The organism is Pseudoalteromonas sp. J2K-J031 (genome assembly GCF_058197095.2).
Genome location: NZ_CM200279.1, coordinates 413,261 through 433,225, shown reverse-complemented (window position 1 = coordinate 433,225; position 19,965 = coordinate 413,261). Strand labels below are relative to the sequence as shown.

18 protein-coding genes are annotated in these 19,965 nt (G+C 41.3%); 10 read left to right on the top strand and 8 right to left on the bottom strand.

Features of this window, described 5'->3' with window-relative positions:
- The first annotated feature begins 15 nt into the window (after positions 1–15).
- From trmH to AC3KZC_RS02005, 3 genes are all read left to right on the top strand, one after another.
- On the top strand, positions 16–705 hold the full coding sequence (gene trmH / locus AC3KZC_RS02015) for a tRNA (guanosine(18)-2'-O)-methyltransferase TrmH (protein WP_490579806.1): 690 nt from the start codon (positions 16–18) through the stop codon (positions 703–705).
- A gap of 65 nt (positions 706–770) precedes the next feature.
- Positions 771–2,852, top strand: a complete 2,082-nt coding sequence (recG, locus tag AC3KZC_RS02010) for an ATP-dependent DNA helicase RecG (RefSeq protein ID WP_490579837.1) — start codon at positions 771–773, stop codon at positions 2,850–2,852.
- A gap of 260 nt (positions 2,853–3,112) precedes the next feature.
- Complete coding sequence (locus tag AC3KZC_RS02005; RefSeq protein WP_490579807.1) at positions 3,113–4,258, top strand: OprO/OprP family phosphate-selective porin; 1,146 nt, start codon at positions 3,113–3,115, stop codon at positions 4,256–4,258.
- 43 nt (positions 4,259–4,301) lie between these two features.
- Here AC3KZC_RS02005 and AC3KZC_RS02000 read toward each other — a convergent pair whose 3' ends face one another.
- Positions 4,302–5,171: a LysR family transcriptional regulator gene (locus AC3KZC_RS02000; protein ID WP_490579808.1), complete on the bottom strand. Its 870-nt coding sequence runs from the start codon at positions 5,169–5,171 to the stop codon at positions 4,302–4,304.
- 92 nt (positions 5,172–5,263) lie between these two features.
- On the opposite strand from AC3KZC_RS02000, the gene AC3KZC_RS01995 reads away from it, so the two are divergent.
- Together AC3KZC_RS01995 and AC3KZC_RS01990 are read left to right on the top strand one after the other, a co-directional pair.
- Positions 5,264–5,632 carry a MaoP family protein gene (locus tag AC3KZC_RS01995; protein WP_490579809.1) on the top strand — a complete coding sequence of 123 codons (369 nt, stop codon included), beginning with the start codon at positions 5,264–5,266 and terminating at the stop codon, positions 5,630–5,632.
- A 446-nt stretch (positions 5,633–6,078) separates the two neighbouring features.
- Positions 6,079–7,317 carry a diguanylate cyclase gene (locus AC3KZC_RS01990; protein ID WP_490579810.1) on the top strand — a complete coding sequence of 413 codons (1,239 nt, stop codon included), beginning with the start codon at positions 6,079–6,081 and terminating at the stop codon, positions 7,315–7,317.
- A gap of 79 nt (positions 7,318–7,396) precedes the next feature.
- Here AC3KZC_RS01990 and rarD read toward each other — a convergent pair whose 3' ends face one another.
- Complete coding sequence (rarD, locus tag AC3KZC_RS01985) at positions 7,397–8,311, bottom strand: EamA family transporter RarD (protein ID WP_490579811.1); 915 nt, start codon at positions 8,309–8,311, stop codon at positions 7,397–7,399.
- Positions 8,312–8,419: 108 nt separating this feature from the next.
- Positions 8,420–8,872 carry a thioesterase family protein gene (locus AC3KZC_RS01980; RefSeq protein WP_490579812.1) on the bottom strand — a complete coding sequence of 151 codons (453 nt, stop codon included), beginning with the start codon at positions 8,870–8,872 and terminating at the stop codon, positions 8,420–8,422.
- A gap of 119 nt (positions 8,873–8,991) precedes the next feature.
- Here AC3KZC_RS01980 and recQ point away from each other — a divergent pair, with 119 nt between their 5' ends.
- Positions 8,992–10,812 (top strand): DNA helicase RecQ, encoded by a 1,821-nt coding sequence (gene recQ / locus AC3KZC_RS01975; protein ID WP_490579813.1) that lies wholly within the window; start codon positions 8,992–8,994, stop codon positions 10,810–10,812.
- Positions 10,813–10,864: 52 nt separating this feature from the next.
- Here recQ and AC3KZC_RS01970 read toward each other — a convergent pair whose 3' ends face one another.
- Positions 10,865–11,173 (bottom strand): c-type cytochrome, encoded by a 309-nt coding sequence (locus tag AC3KZC_RS01970; protein ID WP_490579814.1) that lies wholly within the window; start codon positions 11,171–11,173, stop codon positions 10,865–10,867.
- Positions 11,174–11,340: 167 nt separating this feature from the next.
- On the opposite strand from AC3KZC_RS01970, the gene AC3KZC_RS01965 reads away from it, so the two are divergent.
- Positions 11,341–12,792, top strand: a complete 1,452-nt coding sequence (locus tag AC3KZC_RS01965) for a protein adenylyltransferase SelO (protein WP_490579838.1) — start codon at positions 11,341–11,343, stop codon at positions 12,790–12,792.
- Positions 12,793–12,847: 55 nt separating this feature from the next.
- Positions 12,848–13,135: a DUF3630 family protein gene (locus tag AC3KZC_RS01960; RefSeq protein WP_490579815.1), complete on the top strand. Its 288-nt coding sequence runs from the start codon at positions 12,848–12,850 to the stop codon at positions 13,133–13,135.
- 86 nt (positions 13,136–13,221) lie between these two features.
- Here the strand turns inward: AC3KZC_RS01960 and AC3KZC_RS01955 are convergent, their stop codons facing one another.
- The 4 genes from AC3KZC_RS01955 to pmbA all read right to left on the bottom strand — a co-directional run bounded on the left by AC3KZC_RS01955 (position 13,222) and on the right by pmbA (position 16,510).
- On the bottom strand, positions 13,222–13,770 hold the full coding sequence (locus tag AC3KZC_RS01955; protein ID WP_490579816.1) for a hypothetical protein: 549 nt from the start codon (positions 13,768–13,770) through the stop codon (positions 13,222–13,224).
- Entirely contained in the window at positions 13,767–14,540 is a 774-nt protein-coding gene (map, locus tag AC3KZC_RS01950) for a type I methionyl aminopeptidase (RefSeq protein WP_490579817.1), read from the bottom strand. Before map ends, AC3KZC_RS01955 begins: the two co-directional genes overlap by 4 nt.
- Positions 14,533–14,748 carry a ParD-like family protein gene (locus AC3KZC_RS01945; RefSeq protein ID WP_490579818.1) on the bottom strand — a complete coding sequence of 72 codons (216 nt, stop codon included), beginning with the start codon at positions 14,746–14,748 and terminating at the stop codon, positions 14,533–14,535. Before AC3KZC_RS01945 ends, map begins: the two co-directional genes overlap by 8 nt.
- Before the next feature lie 412 nt (positions 14,749–15,160).
- The gene (gene pmbA / locus AC3KZC_RS01940) at positions 15,161–16,510 is read right to left on the bottom strand and encodes a metalloprotease PmbA (protein WP_490579819.1); all 1,350 of its coding nucleotides are present in this window, start codon (positions 16,508–16,510) and stop codon (positions 15,161–15,163) included.
- Positions 16,511–16,736: 226 nt separating this feature from the next.
- On the opposite strand from pmbA, the gene yjgA reads away from it, so the two are divergent.
- Both yjgA and AC3KZC_RS01930 read left to right on the top strand, forming a co-directional pair.
- Entirely contained in the window at positions 16,737–17,261 is a 525-nt protein-coding gene (yjgA, locus tag AC3KZC_RS01935; RefSeq protein ID WP_490579820.1) for a ribosome biogenesis factor YjgA, read from the top strand.
- Between the two features lie 9 nt (positions 17,262–17,270).
- A complete protein-coding gene (locus AC3KZC_RS01930; protein WP_490579821.1) occupies positions 17,271–19,817 on the top strand; it encodes an Ig-like domain-containing protein in 2,547 nt (848 codons plus the stop codon).
- The last annotated feature ends 148 nt before the right edge of the window (positions 19,818–19,965 follow it).

Below are 19,965 nucleotides of genomic sequence, written 5' to 3'. Positions count from 1 at the left end.
AAACAGATATTCCTGATGCCAAATAGTCGTTACCAAAAAATTAAAGCTGTATTGGACAAGCGCCAAGTTGATTTAACTCTTTGTTTAGATGAAGTACATAAGCACCATAATTTATCCGCCATTGTTCGCAGCGCCGATGCCGTTGGTATTCATCATATTCATTCAGTTTGGCCCCAAGGTGAAAAACGCATTACCAGTAGCACCTCTGGTGGCAGCAAAAACTGGGTTGAAAATCATATCCATTACAATGTTGAAGATGCCATAACCAGCATTCGCAGTCGCACACCGAATGTACAGGTATTAGCCACTCATTTTTCTGCTCAAGCCATTGATTTTAGAGCTATAGACTATACTCGTCCCACTGCGATTATTTTAGGCCAAGAAAAATTCGGTATTTCCGAACAAGCATTAGCCCTTGCCGATCAACACATCATTATTCCTATGGTCGGCATGGTGCAATCACTGAATGTCTCTGTTGCAGCTGCCATTATTTTGTATGAAGCACAAAAACAACGCCAAGATGCAGGGCTTTATCAGCAAGGTCACTTAGCAGATGAAATAAAGCACCGTTTATTGTTTGAAGGCTGCCACGATAAAATAGCAAAGCAATGCAAAGCTAAAGGTATTAGCTATCCGCCGCTTGATGATCAAGGTGAAATCATTGCTGATGACGCATTTTGGGATAGCCTACGTTTTTGCAACTAAACTTGCTGTTTAACTAACAAACTGATATTGATAACATAATATCCGCGACAAGGGATCTTTCTATGGTGTCGCTGCCAAATTTAGCACTCTATGGTGTTGACCAACTCAAAGGTGTTGGTCCCAAACTTTCGGTTCGTTTAGCCAAACTGAATATTCGCACTGTGCAAGATTTACTCTTTCACTTACCGCTGCGTTATGAAGACCGCACGCGGGTTTATCCTATTTGCGAACTTCAAGCCCATAGCCACGTAACCGTAATTGGCGAAATCGAGCACTGCCAAGTGACTTTTGGCAAACGTAAAATGATGATTTGCCAAATTAATGATGGCACTGCTCGGCTCACTTTACGTTTTTTTAGCTTTACTGCTGCACAAAAAAATAATTTAGTTGCCGGAAAAGTGATCCGCTGTTTTGGCGAAGTCCGCCGCGGCCAAGTCGGCTTTGAAATGGCGCATCCAGAATACTCGTTAATCGAACAGCATCAAACAATTATTACCGATGAAACGCTCACGCCAGTTTACCCAACGACTGATGGCTTAAAACAACTTTCTTTGCGCAATCTGTGCGACCAAGCCGTTGAACTGCTAAAAAAATATGATATTGAAGAGTTATTACCTGCGCAATTGCAACCAGCGCAGTTAAGTTTAAAACAAGCCCTACTGTTTTTGCACCAGCCTACACCTGATGTATGCACCGAACAATTAGCGCTAGGTTTACACCCAGCCCAGCAACGCTTAGCTCTTGAAGAATTACTCGCTCAAAACCTCAGCTTGTTAAAACTCAGGCAAAAAGCACAAGCTCATTTAGCTGTTCAGCTGCAAAGCAACCAAACATTAGAGCTGCAATTTTTAGCGCAACTCCCCTTTAAACCAACCAATGCCCAACAACGTGTAGTGGCTGAAATAAAGCAAGATTTAACCTTAGCCCACCCGATGATGCGCCTTGTTCAAGGAGATGTTGGTTCAGGTAAAACCTTAGTTGCCGCCTTGAGCGCCTTAACCGCTATTGGCCAAGGTTACCAAGTGGCTTTAATGGCGCCAACTGAAATTTTAGCCGAGCAACATTATCTTAGTTTTAAAAACTGGTTTAGTTCACTGGGCATTGAAGTCGCATGGCTCGCTGGCAAAACAAAAGGCAAAGAGCGCGAAGCAACGCTTACGAATCTTGCCAATGGACAGGCACAAATGATCATTGGCACTCATGCGTTATTTCAAACGCAGGTGCAATTTTTTAACCTCGCGCTAATTATCATTGATGAACAACATCGTTTTGGTGTTCATCAGCGTTTAGAGTTACGAGAAAAAGGCAAATTTGGAGATTGTTATCCGCACCAATTAGTCATGACCGCCACCCCCATTCCTCGTACATTAGCTATGACCGCTTATGCCGATTTAGAAACCTCAATTATTGATGAACTACCACCAGGGCGCACTCCTATTACCACAGTTGCCCTACCTGATACGCGCCGTGATGAAATTATTGAACGAGTTCGTAATGCGTGCACGCAGCAGCAGCGTCAAGTCTATTGGGTCTGCACTCTGATTGATGAATCAGAAGTGCTACAGTGCCAAGCCGCCGAAGATAACGCAAAAGAGTTAACCGTATTATTACCCGAACTTAAAATTGGCTTAGTCCATGGTCGAATGAAGCCTGCAGAAAAACAAGCCATTATGGAGCAATTCAAACAAGGTGAAATCGACGTGCTAGTTGCAACCACAGTGATAGAGGTTGGGGTTGATGTACCCAATGCAAGTTTAATTATTATTGAAAATCCAGAACGACTCGGCCTAGCACAGCTTCATCAATTGCGCGGCCGCGTGGGACGTGGTGCGATTGCATCTCATTGTTTGCTGCTCTATCACGCCCCACTATCACACACAGCTAAAAAACGTTTAGCCGTGCTAAGAGAAAGTAACGATGGATTTGTTATTGCGCAAAAAGATCTCGAAATACGCGGCCCGGGCGAAGTGCTCGGGAGCAAACAAACAGGCTTAACAGAATTTAAAATTGCCGATTTAGTGCGCGATCAGGCATTGGTTCGAGATGTGCGACCAATGGCTATTTTTCTATTAAACCACCACCCTGATTTAAGCGAAAAACTGATTGAACGATGGTTAGCTAAACGGGAACATTATGCTCAGGCATAACAAAGCGAAATGGTCTTAAATTCAATATGAACAATAAAATACAAAATAATGACAAAAAAGAGAATCACATTAAGAAATATAACTAAATTAAATCAATAATATAGTGCATTTATGACAAAAATATTTAATTAATATTCACTTTTAATGTCGGTTGTAATATTTAAGTAATATTTGACCATTACTATATTCATTATCAAATACAGGCATCTGCCTACCCATTAAGAGTGACACACTCTACGACTGTTAGTTAGGAACGAAAAATGAATAAGTTAATAAAACTTTCTACTCTTACCGCTGCTATCTTAGCCACATCAAGCTTATATGCAGCGGATGTATCAACTAAAGGTGGTTTTGAAGTTAAGTCAGATGATGGTCAATATAGCTTCAAATTTAATGGTCGTATTCAATTAGACGCTGCAGCCTTTAACAGTGATGACATTGATTTAAATAACGGTACTGAAGTGCGTCGTGCTCGTTTTACTGCCAGCGGTAAAATGGAACAATGGGGTTACAAATTACAATATGACTTCATCTCAAGCGAAGCAATTAAAGATGCTTATATCACTTATAATGGCTTTAAAAATACTGAAGTTTTAATCGGTAGCCAAATTGAAGCATTTGGAATGGAGCCGCAAACAAGTTCAAACGATGTCACTTTCATCGAACGTTCGGCCGTAGTAGAAGCCTTTGGTTTAAATCGTGCTATGGGTATTGCAGCGCGACAATGGGGTGACAACTGGTCTGCAAATTATGGTGTTTATGGCCAAGATATTAATGCTGATCGTGCTGGTGATGAAGAGCTTGGCGTTAACGGCCGCTTTAACTTTGCTCCTGTTATAAGCAAAGACCAACTTGTTTCATTTGGTGCATCACTGTCTACTCGCCAGTTATCAGAGGGTTCATCAGTCCGCTTTCGTGCTCGCCCAGAATCACATCAAGCTGATACCCGTATTGTAGATTCAGGCAACAGAGCCGCTGATAGCTACAACATGTATGCCTTAGAAACAGCGATGAAATTTGGTTCAATTACTGTATTAGGTGAATATATGATGGCTGATGTGGATGCAACTACGGGGGAAGATAGCAGCTTTGATGGCTATTATTTATCAGCTTCTTACTTATTTGATGGTGCAGTGCGTCCATACGATACAAAACAAGGTAAGTTCAAACGCGTCAAGCCAAGCAAAAATGGGTTATGGGAAGTCGCCGCCCGTTTTTCAAGTGTTGATTTAAATGACAAAGATGCTGGTGTGTATGGTGGCCAAGTCGATGCTATCACACTAGGTGCAAACTACTACATCAATGACAATATGCGCACTATGTTCAACGTGGTATCAAGTGATGGTGATGAGCATGCTAAGTACGATGCAACCTCTATCGCTGCTCGCTTACAAGTAACATGGTAAAAACTTAAAAAATCTAAAATAAAAAAGCGGCTTTGCCGCTTTTTTATTCTTCAACCAAATCCTGAGCCATACTCACGTCGGTCAAAATACTAATTACCTTTTCTATAACCTCTTTTTGATCATTATCTTTGTGATAAGCAATAAACACCTCTCGTGACGTTTTTGGCATCTCTTCAACATGCTTAAGTACACCATCACTTAAATATTTACTGGCTAAGGTTTCAGGGATAAATGCGCTTCCACCACACTGCAGCAATAAATCAAGTGCAATACGTCCCGTACTGGTGCGCACATAAGGGAGTGTTTTACTTGCCGCTAAATCGGCATGCCAAAGAGCAAACGAGGTGCCCCAGTCAACATAAATGTATTTATTTTCAAAAAAGCTTAACTGAGTGCAATCATCAAAGCTGGTGACGGGTAAAATCGGTAATTCAAAAATGCGCTCAACTTTGAGTTCATCAACTTTTGGTGGATCAAATAAAACCGCCATATCCAGAGTGCGCTCTAATAATAAACGCGTGCTTTCTTGTTGCGCCTTAACTTCAGCCACCACCGCAACACCGGGCATTGATGAGATAATATTAGCAATCCCAAATTGCAAAAAGGCATCCCAAATATTGGGCGTACCTGCAAGTGACATTTGTTTATTAGTACCTTCAGCCATCGCTACTTCTAAACGTGCTTTTTGAACGCTAGTAATAATCATTTTAGCGTGAGGGAGTAATCTATCACCCGCTGTTGTGAGCTGTATGTTATTACGCTGCCTTAAAAATAGATTTACACCTAATGTTTGCTCTAACTGACGAATACGGAAACTTACTGCAGATTGTGTTAAATACAGGTTTTCGGCCGCACGACCAAAATGTCGTGTATTAGCAACTTCCACAAATGTTTTTAATAAATCTATATCCAAGCACTTATCCTCACGATAAAGTTTTTTTGTTTAATAGTCCTTCATTCTTAGTATAAGCTCCCAGCGAATTATCTTGTCCTAAAGGAACCTGTATGTCTAATCAAGATATTACAGCGCTCAAACACGCGTTTGCATCTGATAAACTTTTTTATGATGACGCTAACTTTCCAAGAGGCTTTAGCCGCAGCGGTAACTTTACGTTATTAGAAGCTGAAATCCTAGAAAACTATGGCAACATCTTACAAGCTCTACATAAAAAAACAGCTCAACCAAGCAATGAATTACAAACTCAATTTGTAAAAACATCTCAGGGTGAGCAAGAGCCGAGTAATTCATTTGAAAAAGCATGGTTAAAATACCTAAAACTGACAACAAGCGCAGCACGTTTCCACACTGTCTTTGGTAAATCAAAGAACACAGGTAGCGAAATAAGCTATGGCCGTCAAATTGAAGAGTTTTAGGCTTCAGTAAACTGATAAAGCCTGATAACTTTGTAACTACACACTGATTTATTTACCCAATTAGCCCAGCTACAGCACGGTGAGAATTGTTGTCATTATGAATAAACAACTTTCTCACTAGGCTTATTTATTTTAATAATAAGTGTTTCTGGGGCGCAAAATACGATCACTCGAATACAATCTTCAGATTAAAACCAATACGCACATTGTCTTTTTTCACTCACACTTTGCCCATATTAAATATACAGACCTGTAAGTCTGAAGATACTTTCAAAACCAGAGCTAATTTTAGCAACACTCTATTTTTTAACCAAAAGATACGTTCAACATCTTCATCATCAAAAAATGCCATTAAAATTCAGCATCCTAAAAAAGCTCAGCTAAACTCAACTAATTATCTGGATAAAAATTACTACAATATGTAGTTTTATCACGTAGGAGCAATTTTGGTACATAAACTGCTAATTATTGAAGATAATAATTCAATTGCGAAGGTGCAAAAACATATCGGTCAAAAACTCGGTTTTGACGTTGATTTAGCTTATTCACTCAGTGAAGCAATTGCGTTAATTGAAGAAAATGACTATTTTTGCGCCGTTGTAGACTACGTATTACCCGACGCTAATAATGGCGAAGCAATCCCCTTCACTATTGGTGCTGAAATTGCCACCATTGTTATGACAGGCAAACTCGATAGCCAAACCAGAGACACTGTTTTACGCTACCCTATTGTTGATTACATCACAAAAGAGATACGACAAGCCTATCAATATTTAGAAATTCAGCTGCGTCGTTTACCCAAAAACCAACAAGTCCGTATTTTAGTTGTTGATGACTCTGCAACTACACGTAATCACTTAAGCAACCTATTAAAACGACACAAATACAAAATTGCGTTAGCCTGTGATGGCTTAGAAGCGCTGGATCAACTCAAGCTGCACACAGATATCAAAGTGGTAATTAGTGATAACGAAATGCCCAACATGGACGGCATTACATTAACCGCACAAATCAGACAAAACTACAGTAACGAAGAGCTGGCAGTTATAGGGATTTCTAGTTCAAAAGACAACCAAATATCAGCAAAATTTTTAAAAAATGGCGCCAATGATTACATGAGCAAACCTTTTTATCCTGAGGAGTTTTATTGTCGGTTAAGCCAAAATATTGAAATGCTTGACGCGATTGCGACTATTCGCCTTCAAGCAAACAGTGATTATTTAACTAACTTGCCAAACAGGCGTTATTTTTTTGAACAAGCTCAGCAAGGCATTGAAAAACAAACTCAAGCCAAAAAGCCTGCTCTGCTAGCAATGATTGATATTGACCACTTTAAAGCAATTAATGACAATTACGGTCACGATGCTGGAGATGAAGTCCTTAAAGGACTTGCTGATCATTTTAGAATCCATTTCTCAGAACAACTCATCGCCCGCTTAGGTGGTGAAGAGTTTGCCGTTTATTTTAAAAAAGGTACAGCAACTGAAGCATTACAACAGCTTGAAGCCTTTCGCACCTCTGTCGAATTAAACAGCCCTAACTTTAGTAAAATGAAAATACCATTTACCTTATCAATAGGTTTAGCCAGCTCAACCAACTCTGATGTAGATGCCATTTTAAAAATTGCCGATCAATACTTGTATCAAGCTAAAAATGAAGGTCGTAATCGAGTGATCACTGTTTGAAATAATCCCATAAAAAAGCACAAAAGAATCCACAACAATTCTTTAATGCCTTTTTAAAGCGTTCACTTTTAAGCTGCTTTTACTGCGCTATTATATTTTTCTGTTTCTTAGCCTTTTGGCTAAAACGATAAGAATCCCAGCTAAACAACGCTAAAGCCCCCCAGATACATGCGAAGGTGATCACTCTATCCATACCAAATTGCTCACCGTAAAAAATCACCGCCAGTAAAAACATCAAGCTCGGTCCTAAATACTGGAAAAAGCCTAACGTGGTGTACTGCAAACGCTTCGCTGCTGCGGTAAAACATAATAATGGTAAGGTGGTGACGATACCGGCGCTGATCAATAAAGTATTAATCTGCCATGCATTGAGGGTTAAATCCGTGGTGCTTGATTGCATAAAAGCAAACCAATAAATCAGCGCTGCCGGTAATAAAATCAGTGACTCAAGTAACAAGCCTGGTAACGAGTCAACCGCTAGTTTTTTACGAATTAAGCCATACACAGCAAAGGTGCTGGCCAACGCAAAGGCAATCACCGGAAACGAACCAAAACTAATCATTTGAATAATTACACCGGTCATTGCAAGGGCAACAGCCACACCTTGCCAGCGACGCAAGCGCTCTCCTAAAAATAAAAAGCCCAATAAAACATTAAGTAGCGGATTAATGTAATAGCCCAAACTGGCATCAAGCATGTGGTTATTATTCACCGCCCAAATAAAAAGCCCCCAGTTAAATCCGAGTAAACTGGCACTGACCACCAGCATTAACAATAACTTGGGCTGTTTTAAAACGTGTTTGACTTTATGCCATTGCTTAATGGCAACCACAATCAACACTAAAAATAAAAAAGACCAAACGACACGGTGAACAAGAATTTCCATCGCAGCAACTGTATCTAGAGACTTAAAATAAATGGGCGCAAGGCCCCACATCAAAAATGCAGCAAGCGCAAAAAGCATCCCCTGCTTTTGCTCGGTTTGAACAGGCATGTTAAATCACAACAATAAAAAGGTGCGGTATCTTAGCTCAGTTAAGGTGAATTTACTGCGATATGAGATAAAAATTAAATTTAACTTAAATTTTGAAGGTTGTATAACTTAACTCACTAAATACGTTGCGGTACCAAACGCAATTTGCACTCCTTGCTCGTTGTGCATTTCCATGCGGCAAACACAGACTTTATTGCCGGAGCGAATCAGCGTCGCACTGGCTGTAAATTGCTCTCCCCACCCTGGGCGTAAAAAATCAGTGCGTAAATCAATGGTGCCTAATTTCGCTAAGCGTTCATTTAAACCCAATAACTGCTCATCTGGTGTTTTATCAATAATCGAGGCGGCTGCAAGCATACCACCTACATTATCTAATACCGCTGAAATCACGCCGCCATGTAAAATTTTCTGCATCGGATTACCAATCAATACCTCTTGAAAAGGAAAACGAATCACCGCCCGCTCAGCATCTAGATGCTCAACTTCCAGTTTTAAAAAAACATTAAATGGCATCTGTTTAACAAAAAGCTGCCCCATTTTTGCAATTGCGTGCTGTTTCATTGACGAACCCCAAACTGGTATGACCTCAAATAAGATAAGTGAATCAGGCCACAAAAGCAAAATAAAGCTTTAGCCAGATGACTACAGACAAGCCGCTAAAAAAGCTCTAAAATGCCGCGATGATTACAGCACCAGTTACCCCACAAGTCTGCGGCGATATTCACCAAGTACTAAAAGAAGTATTTGGCTATGATCAGTTTCGCACTGGCCAAGACTTAGTGATCCGCGCAGCCACTCAAGGGCAAGACACTTTGGTTTTAATGCCAACCGGTGGCGGTAAATCGTTGTGTTATCAAATCCCAGCGTTAGCCTTAGCGGGCATCACCATAGTGGTATCACCCCTTATTTCGTTAATGCAAGACCAAGTAGCTCAATTAAAAGCCTTAGGTGTGGCTGCTGAATGTTTAAATCAAAGTTTGTCGCGCGAGCAAACCATGGCAATTTACCAAGACTTACATGCTGGTAAAATTAAACTGCTCTATGTCGCGCCTGAGCGTTTACTCTTACCCGATTTTATTGAACGCCTGTATCACTTACCTATTTGCTTATTTGCGATTGATGAAGCGCACTGCGTATCTCATTGGGGCCATGACTTTCGCCCGCACTATTTTCAGCTCAGTCGCTTAAAAGAGTATTTTCCTGCCATTCCAATTATGGCGCTCACCGCCACAGCTGATACAGCCACCCGTCACGATATCGTGCAACAGCTGCGCCTTAATACGCCTTACATTTATACCGGTAGTTTTGATCGCCCCAATATTCGTTACACTTTGGAAGAAAAATTTAAACCGCTGTCTCAGCTGATTCGCTATCTCAAAGCTCAGCCTGGCCAAAGTGGTATTATTTACTGTACCAGCCGCAAACGGGTAGACGAAATCAGTGCCAAGCTAGTTGAAGCGGGGTTTAATGCCGCCGCATACCATGCGGGGCTTGAAAACCAACAGCGCAGTTTTGTACAAACCGCCTTTGCCAAAGACGACATTCATATTGTGGTCGCAACCGTTGCCTTTGGTATGGGGATCAACAAACCCAATGTGCGCTTTGTGATCCATTACGATATTCCAAAAAATATCGAATCGTATTACCAAGAAACAGGTCGTGCTGGGCGTGATGGCTTAGCTGCTGAAGCGATTTTGTATTTTGACCCCGCCGATATTCCTCGTGTAAAACGCTTTTTTGAAGACATTGAAGACGAGCAGCGTAAAAAAGTAGAGCAACAGCGCTTTAATGCCATGGCGAGTTTTGCCGAAGCGCAAACCTGCCGCCGAAAAATTCTACTGAATTATTTTTCTGAATATCAACGCGAAGCCTGCGGTAACTGCGATATTTGCCTGAACCCACCAAAACAGTTTGATGGTACGATTGTGGCGCAACAAGCGCTGTCGTGTGTGTATCGTGCAGAGCAAAAGTTTGGCATGGGCTACATTGTTGAATTATTACGCGGCGCTAATACTGCTCGTATTCGTGATAATAATCACCATCAACTTAGCACCTTTGCCATTGGTAAAGAGCACAGTGTCGAATTTTGGCTCAGCATTTTACGCCAATTGGTTCATCAAGGTTTATTGCAACAAGACATTACGCTTGGCTCAATATTACGGTTAACTGAAGCCGCTCGCCCTGTGCTGCGCGGTGAATACCAACTACAACTAGCCGAACCACGGCTTCAAGCACAGCATGTATATCAAGATAAATTGGCGCAGTTTAATTACGATAAGAAGCTATTTGCCAAACTACGTGCCTTACGTAAAGAATTGGCTGATGCCGATGATGTGCCACCTTATGTGGTATTTAACGATAAAACCTTGGCCGAAATGGCGCAGCTCACACCGACCAGTGACCGAGAGTTTTTACAAGTCTCTGGGGTTGGGTTTACCAAATTAACCAAATATGGCGGCGCATTTATGAATTTGATCCGCCATTATTTAGCTCAAAATTAAGCGCTACCTTATTATTTTTTAAGCAAGGATAGTACGTAGCGCTGTTCAACACTTATTTCGCCGCAGGTAACGACTCAAAATACGCGGCAATATTCTCGATATCCGCATCAGTTAAGGCTTTGGCCATCGGAGCCATCATCGGGTCGTTACGTGTGCCGGCTCTAAAGTCTTTCATTTGTTTCACCAAATACGCACTTTTTTGCCCTGCTAAATTTGGATACATGGGCACAAGACTCACCCCGTTAACCCCATGACATGCCGCGCACATCATCGCTTTATTTTTGCCTTGCTCAATGTCTGCCGCTTGCAGTGCAAACGACGAAATAACCGCACCAATACCTATTAATAGCTTTATTTTCATAGCTCTAACTCGTTTTAAATGATCAGGCTGCAGTATAAAAAGCTTTAAACCGAAAAACTTTGCGCTTGCGCAACAAACGGTGTGTTAACAGATATTGATTTAATAAAGTTTTTCTTCAGTAGTTCAGTTAAAATGAACATCCTATGGATCGATTGAAGCCACTCAAAATGAACTTTTCTAATACCTATAACCAACTCGATGCCGTTTTTTTTCAACCTGTTGCTCCCACCCCTGTCAGCAAACCAAGCTTACTGCTGTGGAATAAGCCCTTGGCAGAGCAATTTAATCTCTCGCCAGAACTGCAAAATAACCCGCAGCAATTAGCCCTTTATTTTAGCGGTAACGAATTACCCAAAGGTGCAGAGCCTATCGCCCAAGTGTATGCCGGTCATCAGTTTGGTCATTTTAATCCACAGCTTGGTGATGGCCGCGCCCATTTGCTCGGTGAGTTGCTTGATATCAACGGACAACGCTTTGATATCGCATTAAAAGGTTCTGGCCCAACCGCCTTTTCCCGTCAGGGAGATGGTCGCTGCGCACTGGGCCCTGCGGTACGTGAATACATTATGAGCGAGGCCATGGCGGCACTTGGTGTACCCACTACACGCTGCTTAGCGGTCGTGAAAACCGGTGATAAGGTTTTTCGTGATCAAGCTAAAATGGGCGCTGTGGTCACCCGCATTGCTGCTAGCCATTTACGCGTTGGTACTTTTCAGTATTTTGCCGCGCAAGGTAATCTTGAGGCACTAGCCACTTTGACTGAATACGCCATCAATCGCCATTATCCTGAAATCACCAGCACAGGTTCGCAACGCATCGTTGATTTTTTACAAGCGGTGATTAATAAGCAAATAACCCTTGTTGTTGCATGGAGTCGTGTTGGGTTTATTCATGGGGTAATGAATACCGACAATACCGCAATTTGTGGTGATACTATTGATTTTGGACCCTGTGCAATGATGAATCACTATCATCTTGGTACAGTGTTTAGCTCAATTGACCGCAATAGCCGTTATGCCTTTGGCAATCAAGGCCGAATTGCCCAGTGGAATATGGCACGTTTAGCCGAAGCACTATTGCCATTAATTGATGCTGACCAAGCGGCTGCCGTAGCACACGTTGAGCCGTTAATTCATGAATTCTCAGCCCAGTATCAAGCTGCGTACAATACAATGATGGCCAACAAATTAGGCTGTGTTGCTGCTGATGAACAGACCACTTTACTAGCCGATGAGCTGCTTACCCTCATGCAAGAACATGAACTCGATTATACCAATACCTTTAATGGCTTACGTTTACAGTTACAGGCAAGCAACCCCATAGCAGCGCCTTCCTCTCATTTGCAGGCTTGGCAATCCCGTTGGTTGGCATATCTTAATCAGCAGCACATCACGACCTCAACCGCCGCAGAGCTTATGCGTATTACCAATCCACAAGTGATCCCGCGCAATCATCATGTTGAAGCGCTGTTAGCTGATTTTGAACGAGGAATACCGACTGCTATCGAGGAATTTTTAGCGGTTTTACGAAGCCCATATCATGCACTAGACTCAACAGCGCAGTACCAAGATACCCCGACTGATGGCGATAAATTCTATCGTACTTTCTGTGGCACTTAATAGGTACTTAATAAAAAACCAACTTTATCGCTAATTTAACAACAGAATAAGTACTATGAGCCAAATAGAATTAGACCAAGACCACCAAGTTTTAATTGTTCGACCCAGCGTAATGCCAAGCGATGATGATTTTGCCTTGTGGGCCAGTATTTTTTTGAGCCACGAAGCCATTAGCCTTCAGCAACTTGAACAAGGCGCAGATCGCCATTTACAGCGCTTTACCTTTGAAGGTGAAGGTTTTGATTTACATTTTGAACACTACAGCAACAGCGTGTGGATTAATGGTGAAGGCGCATTTGCTGAGCATTTACTGCCAGAGCTTATGAAATGCTTATCGAACTAAAATGAAGTACTGCGCTATAAATAAAGCACCTAGCTCCTAAGCAATACAAAAACAGCATTAACTGTACTTATGGCGCTTACGAAGTGCTAAATCAACCCGCGCAATACTTTGCGTATTGCCTGATCAAGGTCTGCAAACTCGCTTGCTAGTTCATCTCGTTGCGAGGGCTTGCAATGCCCTTTGAGCTGAATAAAACCAAGCGGTTGCCCTGTTTTTAAAAGCCAGTGATCGCAATGAGCAAACAACTGCTTATAAGCGTTACCAAGTGCCAGTAATTGCCCTTGTCGATTACAAAAGTGCATCGCCTCTAAACGGCTGCGCCGCGTTGTTAATTGGCATAAGGTTTGGCAATCCGACACTATGGCTAAGCTGTCGTTGTAATGGGCAACCTCTTCCAGCGCCCACAAGGCTGCGTGAATCTCAAGGTGAGTAGAACTGGTAGGCTGAAATGTTTTGATCGTAAGTGTTTCGCTCACAGGACGTTGCGCAAAATGGTTAGCGCCTTGAAGATTTTTGTTTTGCGCTGCAATTAAACGATAACCCGCAACTCCCATTTTTGTTGGCGGATGGGCGCTGCCATCAATCAACAGCAGCGCACTGTAACCCAATTGTGCAGGTAACTGATTCAGTGTCACACTAATGTTTCTTCGGCGCGAAGGGTCAATACTTCATAGCCCGTATCAGTCACTAAAATAGTGTGTTCCCACTGCGCAGATAGCTTTTTATCAGCAGTAACCACTGTCCAGCCATCTTTAAGGTTTTTAATTTTTGCTTTACCTTGGTTAATCATCGGTTCAATGGTAAAGGTCATGCCCGGCTCAAGAACTAAACCTGTTTTCATTCGCCCATAGTGTAATACTTGTGGCGCTTCATGCATTTGTGCGCCAATACCATGGCCGCAATATTCTTTAACGACACTGTAGCCATTTTGATGAGCAAAACTGGCTATCGCAAAACCAATATCTCCTAAGGTTGCCCCCGCTTTTACTTTTTTAATCCCTTGCCACATCGCTTGATAAGTCATGTCGCATAATCGCTCAGCCTCAACTGAACACTGACCAATCAAGTACATTTTGCTTGAATCTGCAATAAATCCATTTTTTTCAAGCGTAATATCCACATTTACAATATCACCTTGCTGCAGCGGTGCTTGATTTGGAATACCATGACAAACCACATCATTAACCGAGGTATTTAAGCTATATTGATAACCGTATTGCCCTTTGCTCGCTGGGCGCGCATTAAGCTCATCAACAATATAGCGCTCGACAAAATCATTAATCGCCATGGTAGTGATGCCTTCAGCCACAAAACCATCAAGCTTGGCAAAAACCTTTGCTAGTAATTGGCCTGATAGCCGCATTAATTCAATTTCAACTGCAGTTTTAATAATGACCTTACTCATGTTCATCCTCTAAAGTGACAAAAGAATGTAAATCCGCTCTGGTAAGTTCTTGTTTAATCAAGTCATTGTAAGTGAGGTGAGGATTGAGCTCAGCTAACATACCCATCTTGGCCCAAAATTCAGCTTGTGCATTAATTGAGCGCGCCATTACCGCGCTGGCTTTACGAATTTCCTGATGCAGATCATCAGATACTTTAATTATTCCCACAATTGCCTTTCAATATTTATCAAATATACGAAACATATACACACTATATATCATTCGTATTTTATCGGCAAAAAAGGGAGGCGAAGCGACTACTCAAACCTGATTTCGATGTTATATCAAGCTCAGTCCCTTTAATGTCAGCTTAATACGTTCGGTATAATAGACATTCTCTGAATATGCTTCTGAAAGCATTTAATTTGCTCTTCCACTATAAACTCAGCACTAATATCGGATAAGGTGAGACCTTACATTCGGTTCTATACCTACTTCTGCTGAAATCTGCGATTAGGCGATCTGGGCATACTTTAACTTGAATGTCCTACAATGTATGGAAATAAAAAACCCCCAGCAATTGGATATCCAACTATTGGGGGTCTATTCAACAACATGTTTTTTATAAAAAACTTAAGTATTATTGGCCTGCAACCTGCATTTTAGAAATCAATATCGATCCAGTGTTCACACTACCACGTAAATCAAAATCGCCCCCTAACGCCACGATATCTTTAAACATATCTTTTAAATTACCCGCGATGGTAATTTCACTCACTGGGTATTGTATTTGACCATTTTCAACCCAAAAACCTGATGCACCACGAGAATAATCACCATTTACGGTATTAACGCCCTGACCCATCAGCTCGGTCACGAGCAGTCCGGTTCCCATGGTTTTAAGCATTGCCGCTAAATCAGGTTCAGTGGCTGATATATACCAATTATGAATCCCTCCAGCATGGCCTGTCGCTGTCATCTTCATTTGGCGCGATGCATAAGTACCTAATAAATAGGTTTCTAACACACCTTTTTCAATAATCGTACGATCTTGCGTTTTAACCCCTTCGCTATCAAAAGGAGTCGATGCTAAACCTTGTAAAACATGAGGGCGCTCAACCACACTCACCACATCACTAAAAATTTTTGTACCCAGGGAGTCCAGTAAAAAACTCGACTTGCGGTAAAGAGCCCCACCACCGATCGCTGAAACTAAGTGGCCAAATAAAGAGTTTGCAACATCAGCTCTAAATACTACGGGATATTTTCCAGTAGGTATTTTTCGGCTATTAAGTTTTGCTAATGTTTCACTGGCAGCTTCGATACCGACTGATTTCGCACATTTTAATCCACTTTGTAATCGCGATAACGTATAGGCAGACTCTCGTTCCATTTGCTCGCCATCTTGACCAATTACCATACAGCTAATGCTGTGTCTAGTACGTGGAAAGCCAGCCAGGAATCCATGGCTATTACCATAAATTCGAATACCTTGGTGTGAACTAAAACTTGCGCCATCTGAGTTAACAATGCGTTTATCATACCCCATCGCAGCCTCTTCAGCTTGCTGGCACAACTCAATACCATGTTCAGGAGATACATCCCAAGGGTGGTACAAATCAAGATCGGGAGGGCTAAACTCAAGTAAGTTTTTATCTGCTAAACCATTACACGGATCTTCTGAGGTGTATTTAGCTATTTCAATTGCTTTGGCAACCACAGATTTTAATGCTTGAGGGCTTAAATCTGCCGTTGAAGCTGAACCTTTTTTGTTACCAACATAAACACTAATTCCCAGCGCACCATCTTGATTAAACTCTATCGTTTCGACTTCGCCTAATCGCGTTGTCACCGACAAGCCTGAAGTACTCGACATCGCGGCTTCAGCAGCCGTTGCACCTAACGCCTTTGCTTGCTCTAAGGCCTGCTCGACCGCTTGTTTGACTTCAGCTATTTGCTGATAAACAGTATCTTCACGCTGTGAACTCATAAACTAAAACCTAAAAGTTGTAATTAGCTAAAGGATATCATAAGCAATTAAGGTTGGTCGTGATTTTGTATTGAAATAGCCGTCTAAATCTGGCACTAAAACCAGCTAATTTAACTATTTAATGTTTTAACGTAAGAAAGCGACCTATCTATGAGAAATAAACCAAAGCAGTTGGTATAATCTCTTCATTACAATTGAATATTTATAAGCAAGTGAGCTCAGATTTATGGCCAAAAAAAATGCCAACAAAGTAATTGATGAAGATATTATTTTTATCTCAAAAAGTGAGTTAAAACGTGAAGCCCATGAAGCACACGATTTAGCAGGTAAAATTTGCGCTTTAAATAAAAAGCAACGCGAAAAGCTGCCATTAAATGAAGATTTAAAAGAAGCATTAGTTCTTGCTGATAAAATCAATAACAAAACTGAGGCGTATCGTCGCCATCTCAATTTTGTGGGCAAACAAGTTCGTTTGGCTGAAAACATTGATGAGATTAAAAGTGCTTTAAATGCAATTTTAGATAAAGGCAATGAGTCGATTGTCATTTTTCATAAACTTGAGCGTACAAGAGACCAAGTTATTGAACTAGGTGATAAAAAAATTGATGAGTTAGTTTTACAATATGCTAGTTTAGATAGACAAAAACTACGTCAACTCACTCGGTTAGCTAAAAAAGAACATGAAGCCGGTAAACCTGCCAAATTTTACCGTGAGTTATTTCAATATTTGAAAGAGTATATTCACAATTAAGGGATATAAATGATCGACACTCGACATTGTTTAAGCTTATTAGCTCTTTGTGTATTAACTGCCTGTAATGGGTCATCTGGTAAAAATGACGAAGTCATTCCCCCAGATCCAAACGCCCCTGTCAGTATTGTTTTAACACTTCTTGATGAAAATTGCTTAGCAGTGTCAGCGCCGAGCTTTAAGGCTGGGGAAACAGTTTGCGTTCAGGCAAATTTAAAGCGCAACAGTCAAGTAGTTGCCAATACAGCGGTTAGCTTTTCAACCCCACTTGGTACTTTAGCGCAAAGCTCAAAATTAACCGATGCACAAGGTATTGCTCAAGTCTACTTAACCAGCGACCTTAGCAATGTTGGTGCTGCAACCTTTAGTGCGACCGCTCAAGGCGTCAGTACGAGTAAAGATTATGAGTTCATTAATAATGAGACGGTTGGTTCTCAATTACCCGAACTTGCAATCTCGATGCTTAAAGATGGCGTTGCAGCCAATCGCTTTCGCCAAGGTGAAAGCGTAAAAGTGCAAGTAACACTGACATCCGCGCAAGGTGAACCTCTAGAAAATGAAATTGTTAAGTTCAATGCTGAACTTGGCTCACTCTCAGCGCCATCAGGCTTAACGAATCAACAAGGTATCACTTCTGTAGATTTATCAGCTACTAATGATAACGCCATAGGCGCAGCCTCTATGACGGTGAACTATCAAAACACAGAGCAAAGCAGCACGGTTAATCGAGGTTTTAACTACCAAATTTTAAATAAAGATGTAGTAGATGCACCTAAACTTCAGGCTGGTCACTTCGATAAAAATAACAATTTCATTCCAAATCAGTTAGGCGTAACCCTTACTAAAAAAGACGATCAAAGTGTTGAATTAAGCGCTGGCGGGACGTTAGGCCTCAAGATTGCACTGTTAGATGCAAGTGGTAAACGTATTCAAACTCCGACGGCTATTTCGTTCAGTTCTAGTTGTGTTAATAACGAAAAAGCAAACATTGATGCCCAAGTTGTCACAATTAATGGTGAAGCGGCCGCAACTTATGAAGATATCAGCTGTGCTGGTAGCAAAGGTAACCAAGATCAAATCATTGCCTCTGTAAATAGCAATGGTGAAACACTGACACTCAGTCAAAACGTAAGCTTACTTGCAGAATCACTGGGGGCTATTGAATTCATCGCTGCAGAGCCTGAATCAATAGTCTTAAAAGGTACCGGAGGGCAAGGTAAACAGGAAATATCAACTTTGAGTTTCTTAGTTAAAAGCCGACTGGGTAACCCTTTGGCTCAACAAGAAGTAACTTTTACACTCGACAGTAACTTAGGTAACCTAACTTTATTTCCAACTAGCGCAGTCACTAACTCTAAAGGTGAAGTTGGTACTAAGGTAACCGCTGGTAATGTACCAACAGTGGTGCGGGTAACTGCCAAGGCAAAAACTGAAAAAAATGAAATAATTCAAACTCAATCAGATCTTTTATCTGTTAATACTGGTCTTGCTGATCAAAATAGTTTTACCCTTTCAGCCCAAACTCTTAATCCAGAAACAAACTCAATCAATGGCGTTAACGTGCCAATAAGTGTATGGCTTGCTGATAGTTTTAATAATCCCGTACCTGATGGTACAACAGTCAATTTCACTACCGAAGGCGGGTTAATTACCCCATCGTGTCAAACTAGTAATGGTAGCTGCCAAGTAACATGGCGCAGCGCTGAACCTAAAGTGTATAACCATCGCGTTACCATTTTAGCCACCGCAATCGGGCACGAAACATTTTTTGATACCAATGGTAATAACACGTTTGATAATGCTGACGGCACTGCGAAACCAAATCAACTTGTTGCAAGTGGTTTTGGTCGCTCTGAATATTTACCATCAGGCTTTATTGATATGCCAGAAGCATGGCGCGATGATAACGAAAATTTGGTGCGTGATAATGGTGAACTATTCTTAGATTTTGATCGCAATAATCAAATGGATCTTGCTGATGATAACTACAGCATGGAAGATGGTAAATTTAATGGCCCACAATGCACGAGTACGGATAAATGTGGCGCTGCAGTTAATCGCTCTATCAATGTCAGAAAAGCGATTAAACTCGTTATGGCGTCTTCTGAAAGCCTCTATTCGCTTTATGAATCCAGTGTTCGTAACTCTCTATTAAGTAATTATGCTGGTGAAACAACAAACGGTATTGTTAATAGTATCGCGCGTAACAGCACTCGTTCATACCAGCTTTATTTTGCAGATACAGCGCTTCAAACTATGCCTCTTGGTACTACAGTATCTATCACTTCCAGTAAAGGTTCAATTTCTGGAACGACTAACTTTACAGTAGCAAATACAATTGGCACTCCTCGCGCCATCACTGAAGCCCAGCTCAATGCGAATATCAGCTTCAAGGATGCTATCAATAATGGTTTATTTGGCGGTCAGTTAATCAACTTTGCTATTGAAAACGATTTAAGTGCAACATCGCCTAGTACGCAAACGATTGTAACTATCAAAATCACGGCTCCGAGTGGTTTAGAGACAAGCTCTATTATTAGCATCCCACTCATCTAAGCATCCATTTGTAGTGCTGATTGATGAAGCACTACAAACGAGCTCCACAACAAATTTAAGCCCAAAGCACCTTAATTGGTTATGGGCTTTTTTCATTTAACTCTACAGTTTTTCAACGTCAATATTTTGATAGATACAACAAGGAACG

Bases quoted from the DNA above. Each gene is read 5' to 3' on its own strand.
- trmH (WP_490579806.1), top strand. From the start codon at position 16: ATGCCAAATAGTCGTTACCAAAAAATTAAAGCTGTATTGGACAAGCGC.
- AC3KZC_RS02005 (WP_490579807.1), top strand. From the start codon at position 3,113: ATGAATAAGTTAATAAAACTTTCTACTCTTACCGCTGCTATCTTAGCC.
- AC3KZC_RS01995 (WP_490579809.1), top strand. From the start codon at position 5,264: ATGTCTAATCAAGATATTACAGCGCTCAAACACGCGTTTGCATCTGAT.
- rarD (WP_490579811.1), bottom strand. From the start codon at position 8,311: ATGCCTGTTCAAACCGAGCAAAAGCAGGGGATGCTTTTTGCGCTTGCT.
- AC3KZC_RS01980 (WP_490579812.1), bottom strand. From the start codon at position 8,872: ATGAAACAGCACGCAATTGCAAAAATGGGGCAGCTTTTTGTTAAACAG.
- recQ (WP_490579813.1), top strand. From the start codon at position 8,992: ATGATTACAGCACCAGTTACCCCACAAGTCTGCGGCGATATTCACCAA.
- AC3KZC_RS01970 (WP_490579814.1), bottom strand. From the start codon at position 11,173: ATGAAAATAAAGCTATTAATAGGTATTGGTGCGGTTATTTCGTCGTTT.
- AC3KZC_RS01965 (WP_490579838.1), top strand. From the start codon at position 11,341: ATGAACTTTTCTAATACCTATAACCAACTCGATGCCGTTTTTTTTCAA.
- AC3KZC_RS01960 (WP_490579815.1), top strand. From the start codon at position 12,848: ATGAGCCAAATAGAATTAGACCAAGACCACCAAGTTTTAATTGTTCGA.
- map (WP_490579817.1), bottom strand. From the start codon at position 14,540: ATGAGTAAGGTCATTATTAAAACTGCAGTTGAAATTGAATTAATGCGG.
- pmbA (WP_490579819.1), bottom strand. From the start codon at position 16,510: ATGAGTTCACAGCGTGAAGATACTGTTTATCAGCAAATAGCTGAAGTC.
- yjgA (WP_490579820.1), top strand. From the start codon at position 16,737: ATGGCCAAAAAAAATGCCAACAAAGTAATTGATGAAGATATTATTTTT.
- AC3KZC_RS01930 (WP_490579821.1), top strand. From the start codon at position 17,271: ATGATCGACACTCGACATTGTTTAAGCTTATTAGCTCTTTGTGTATTA.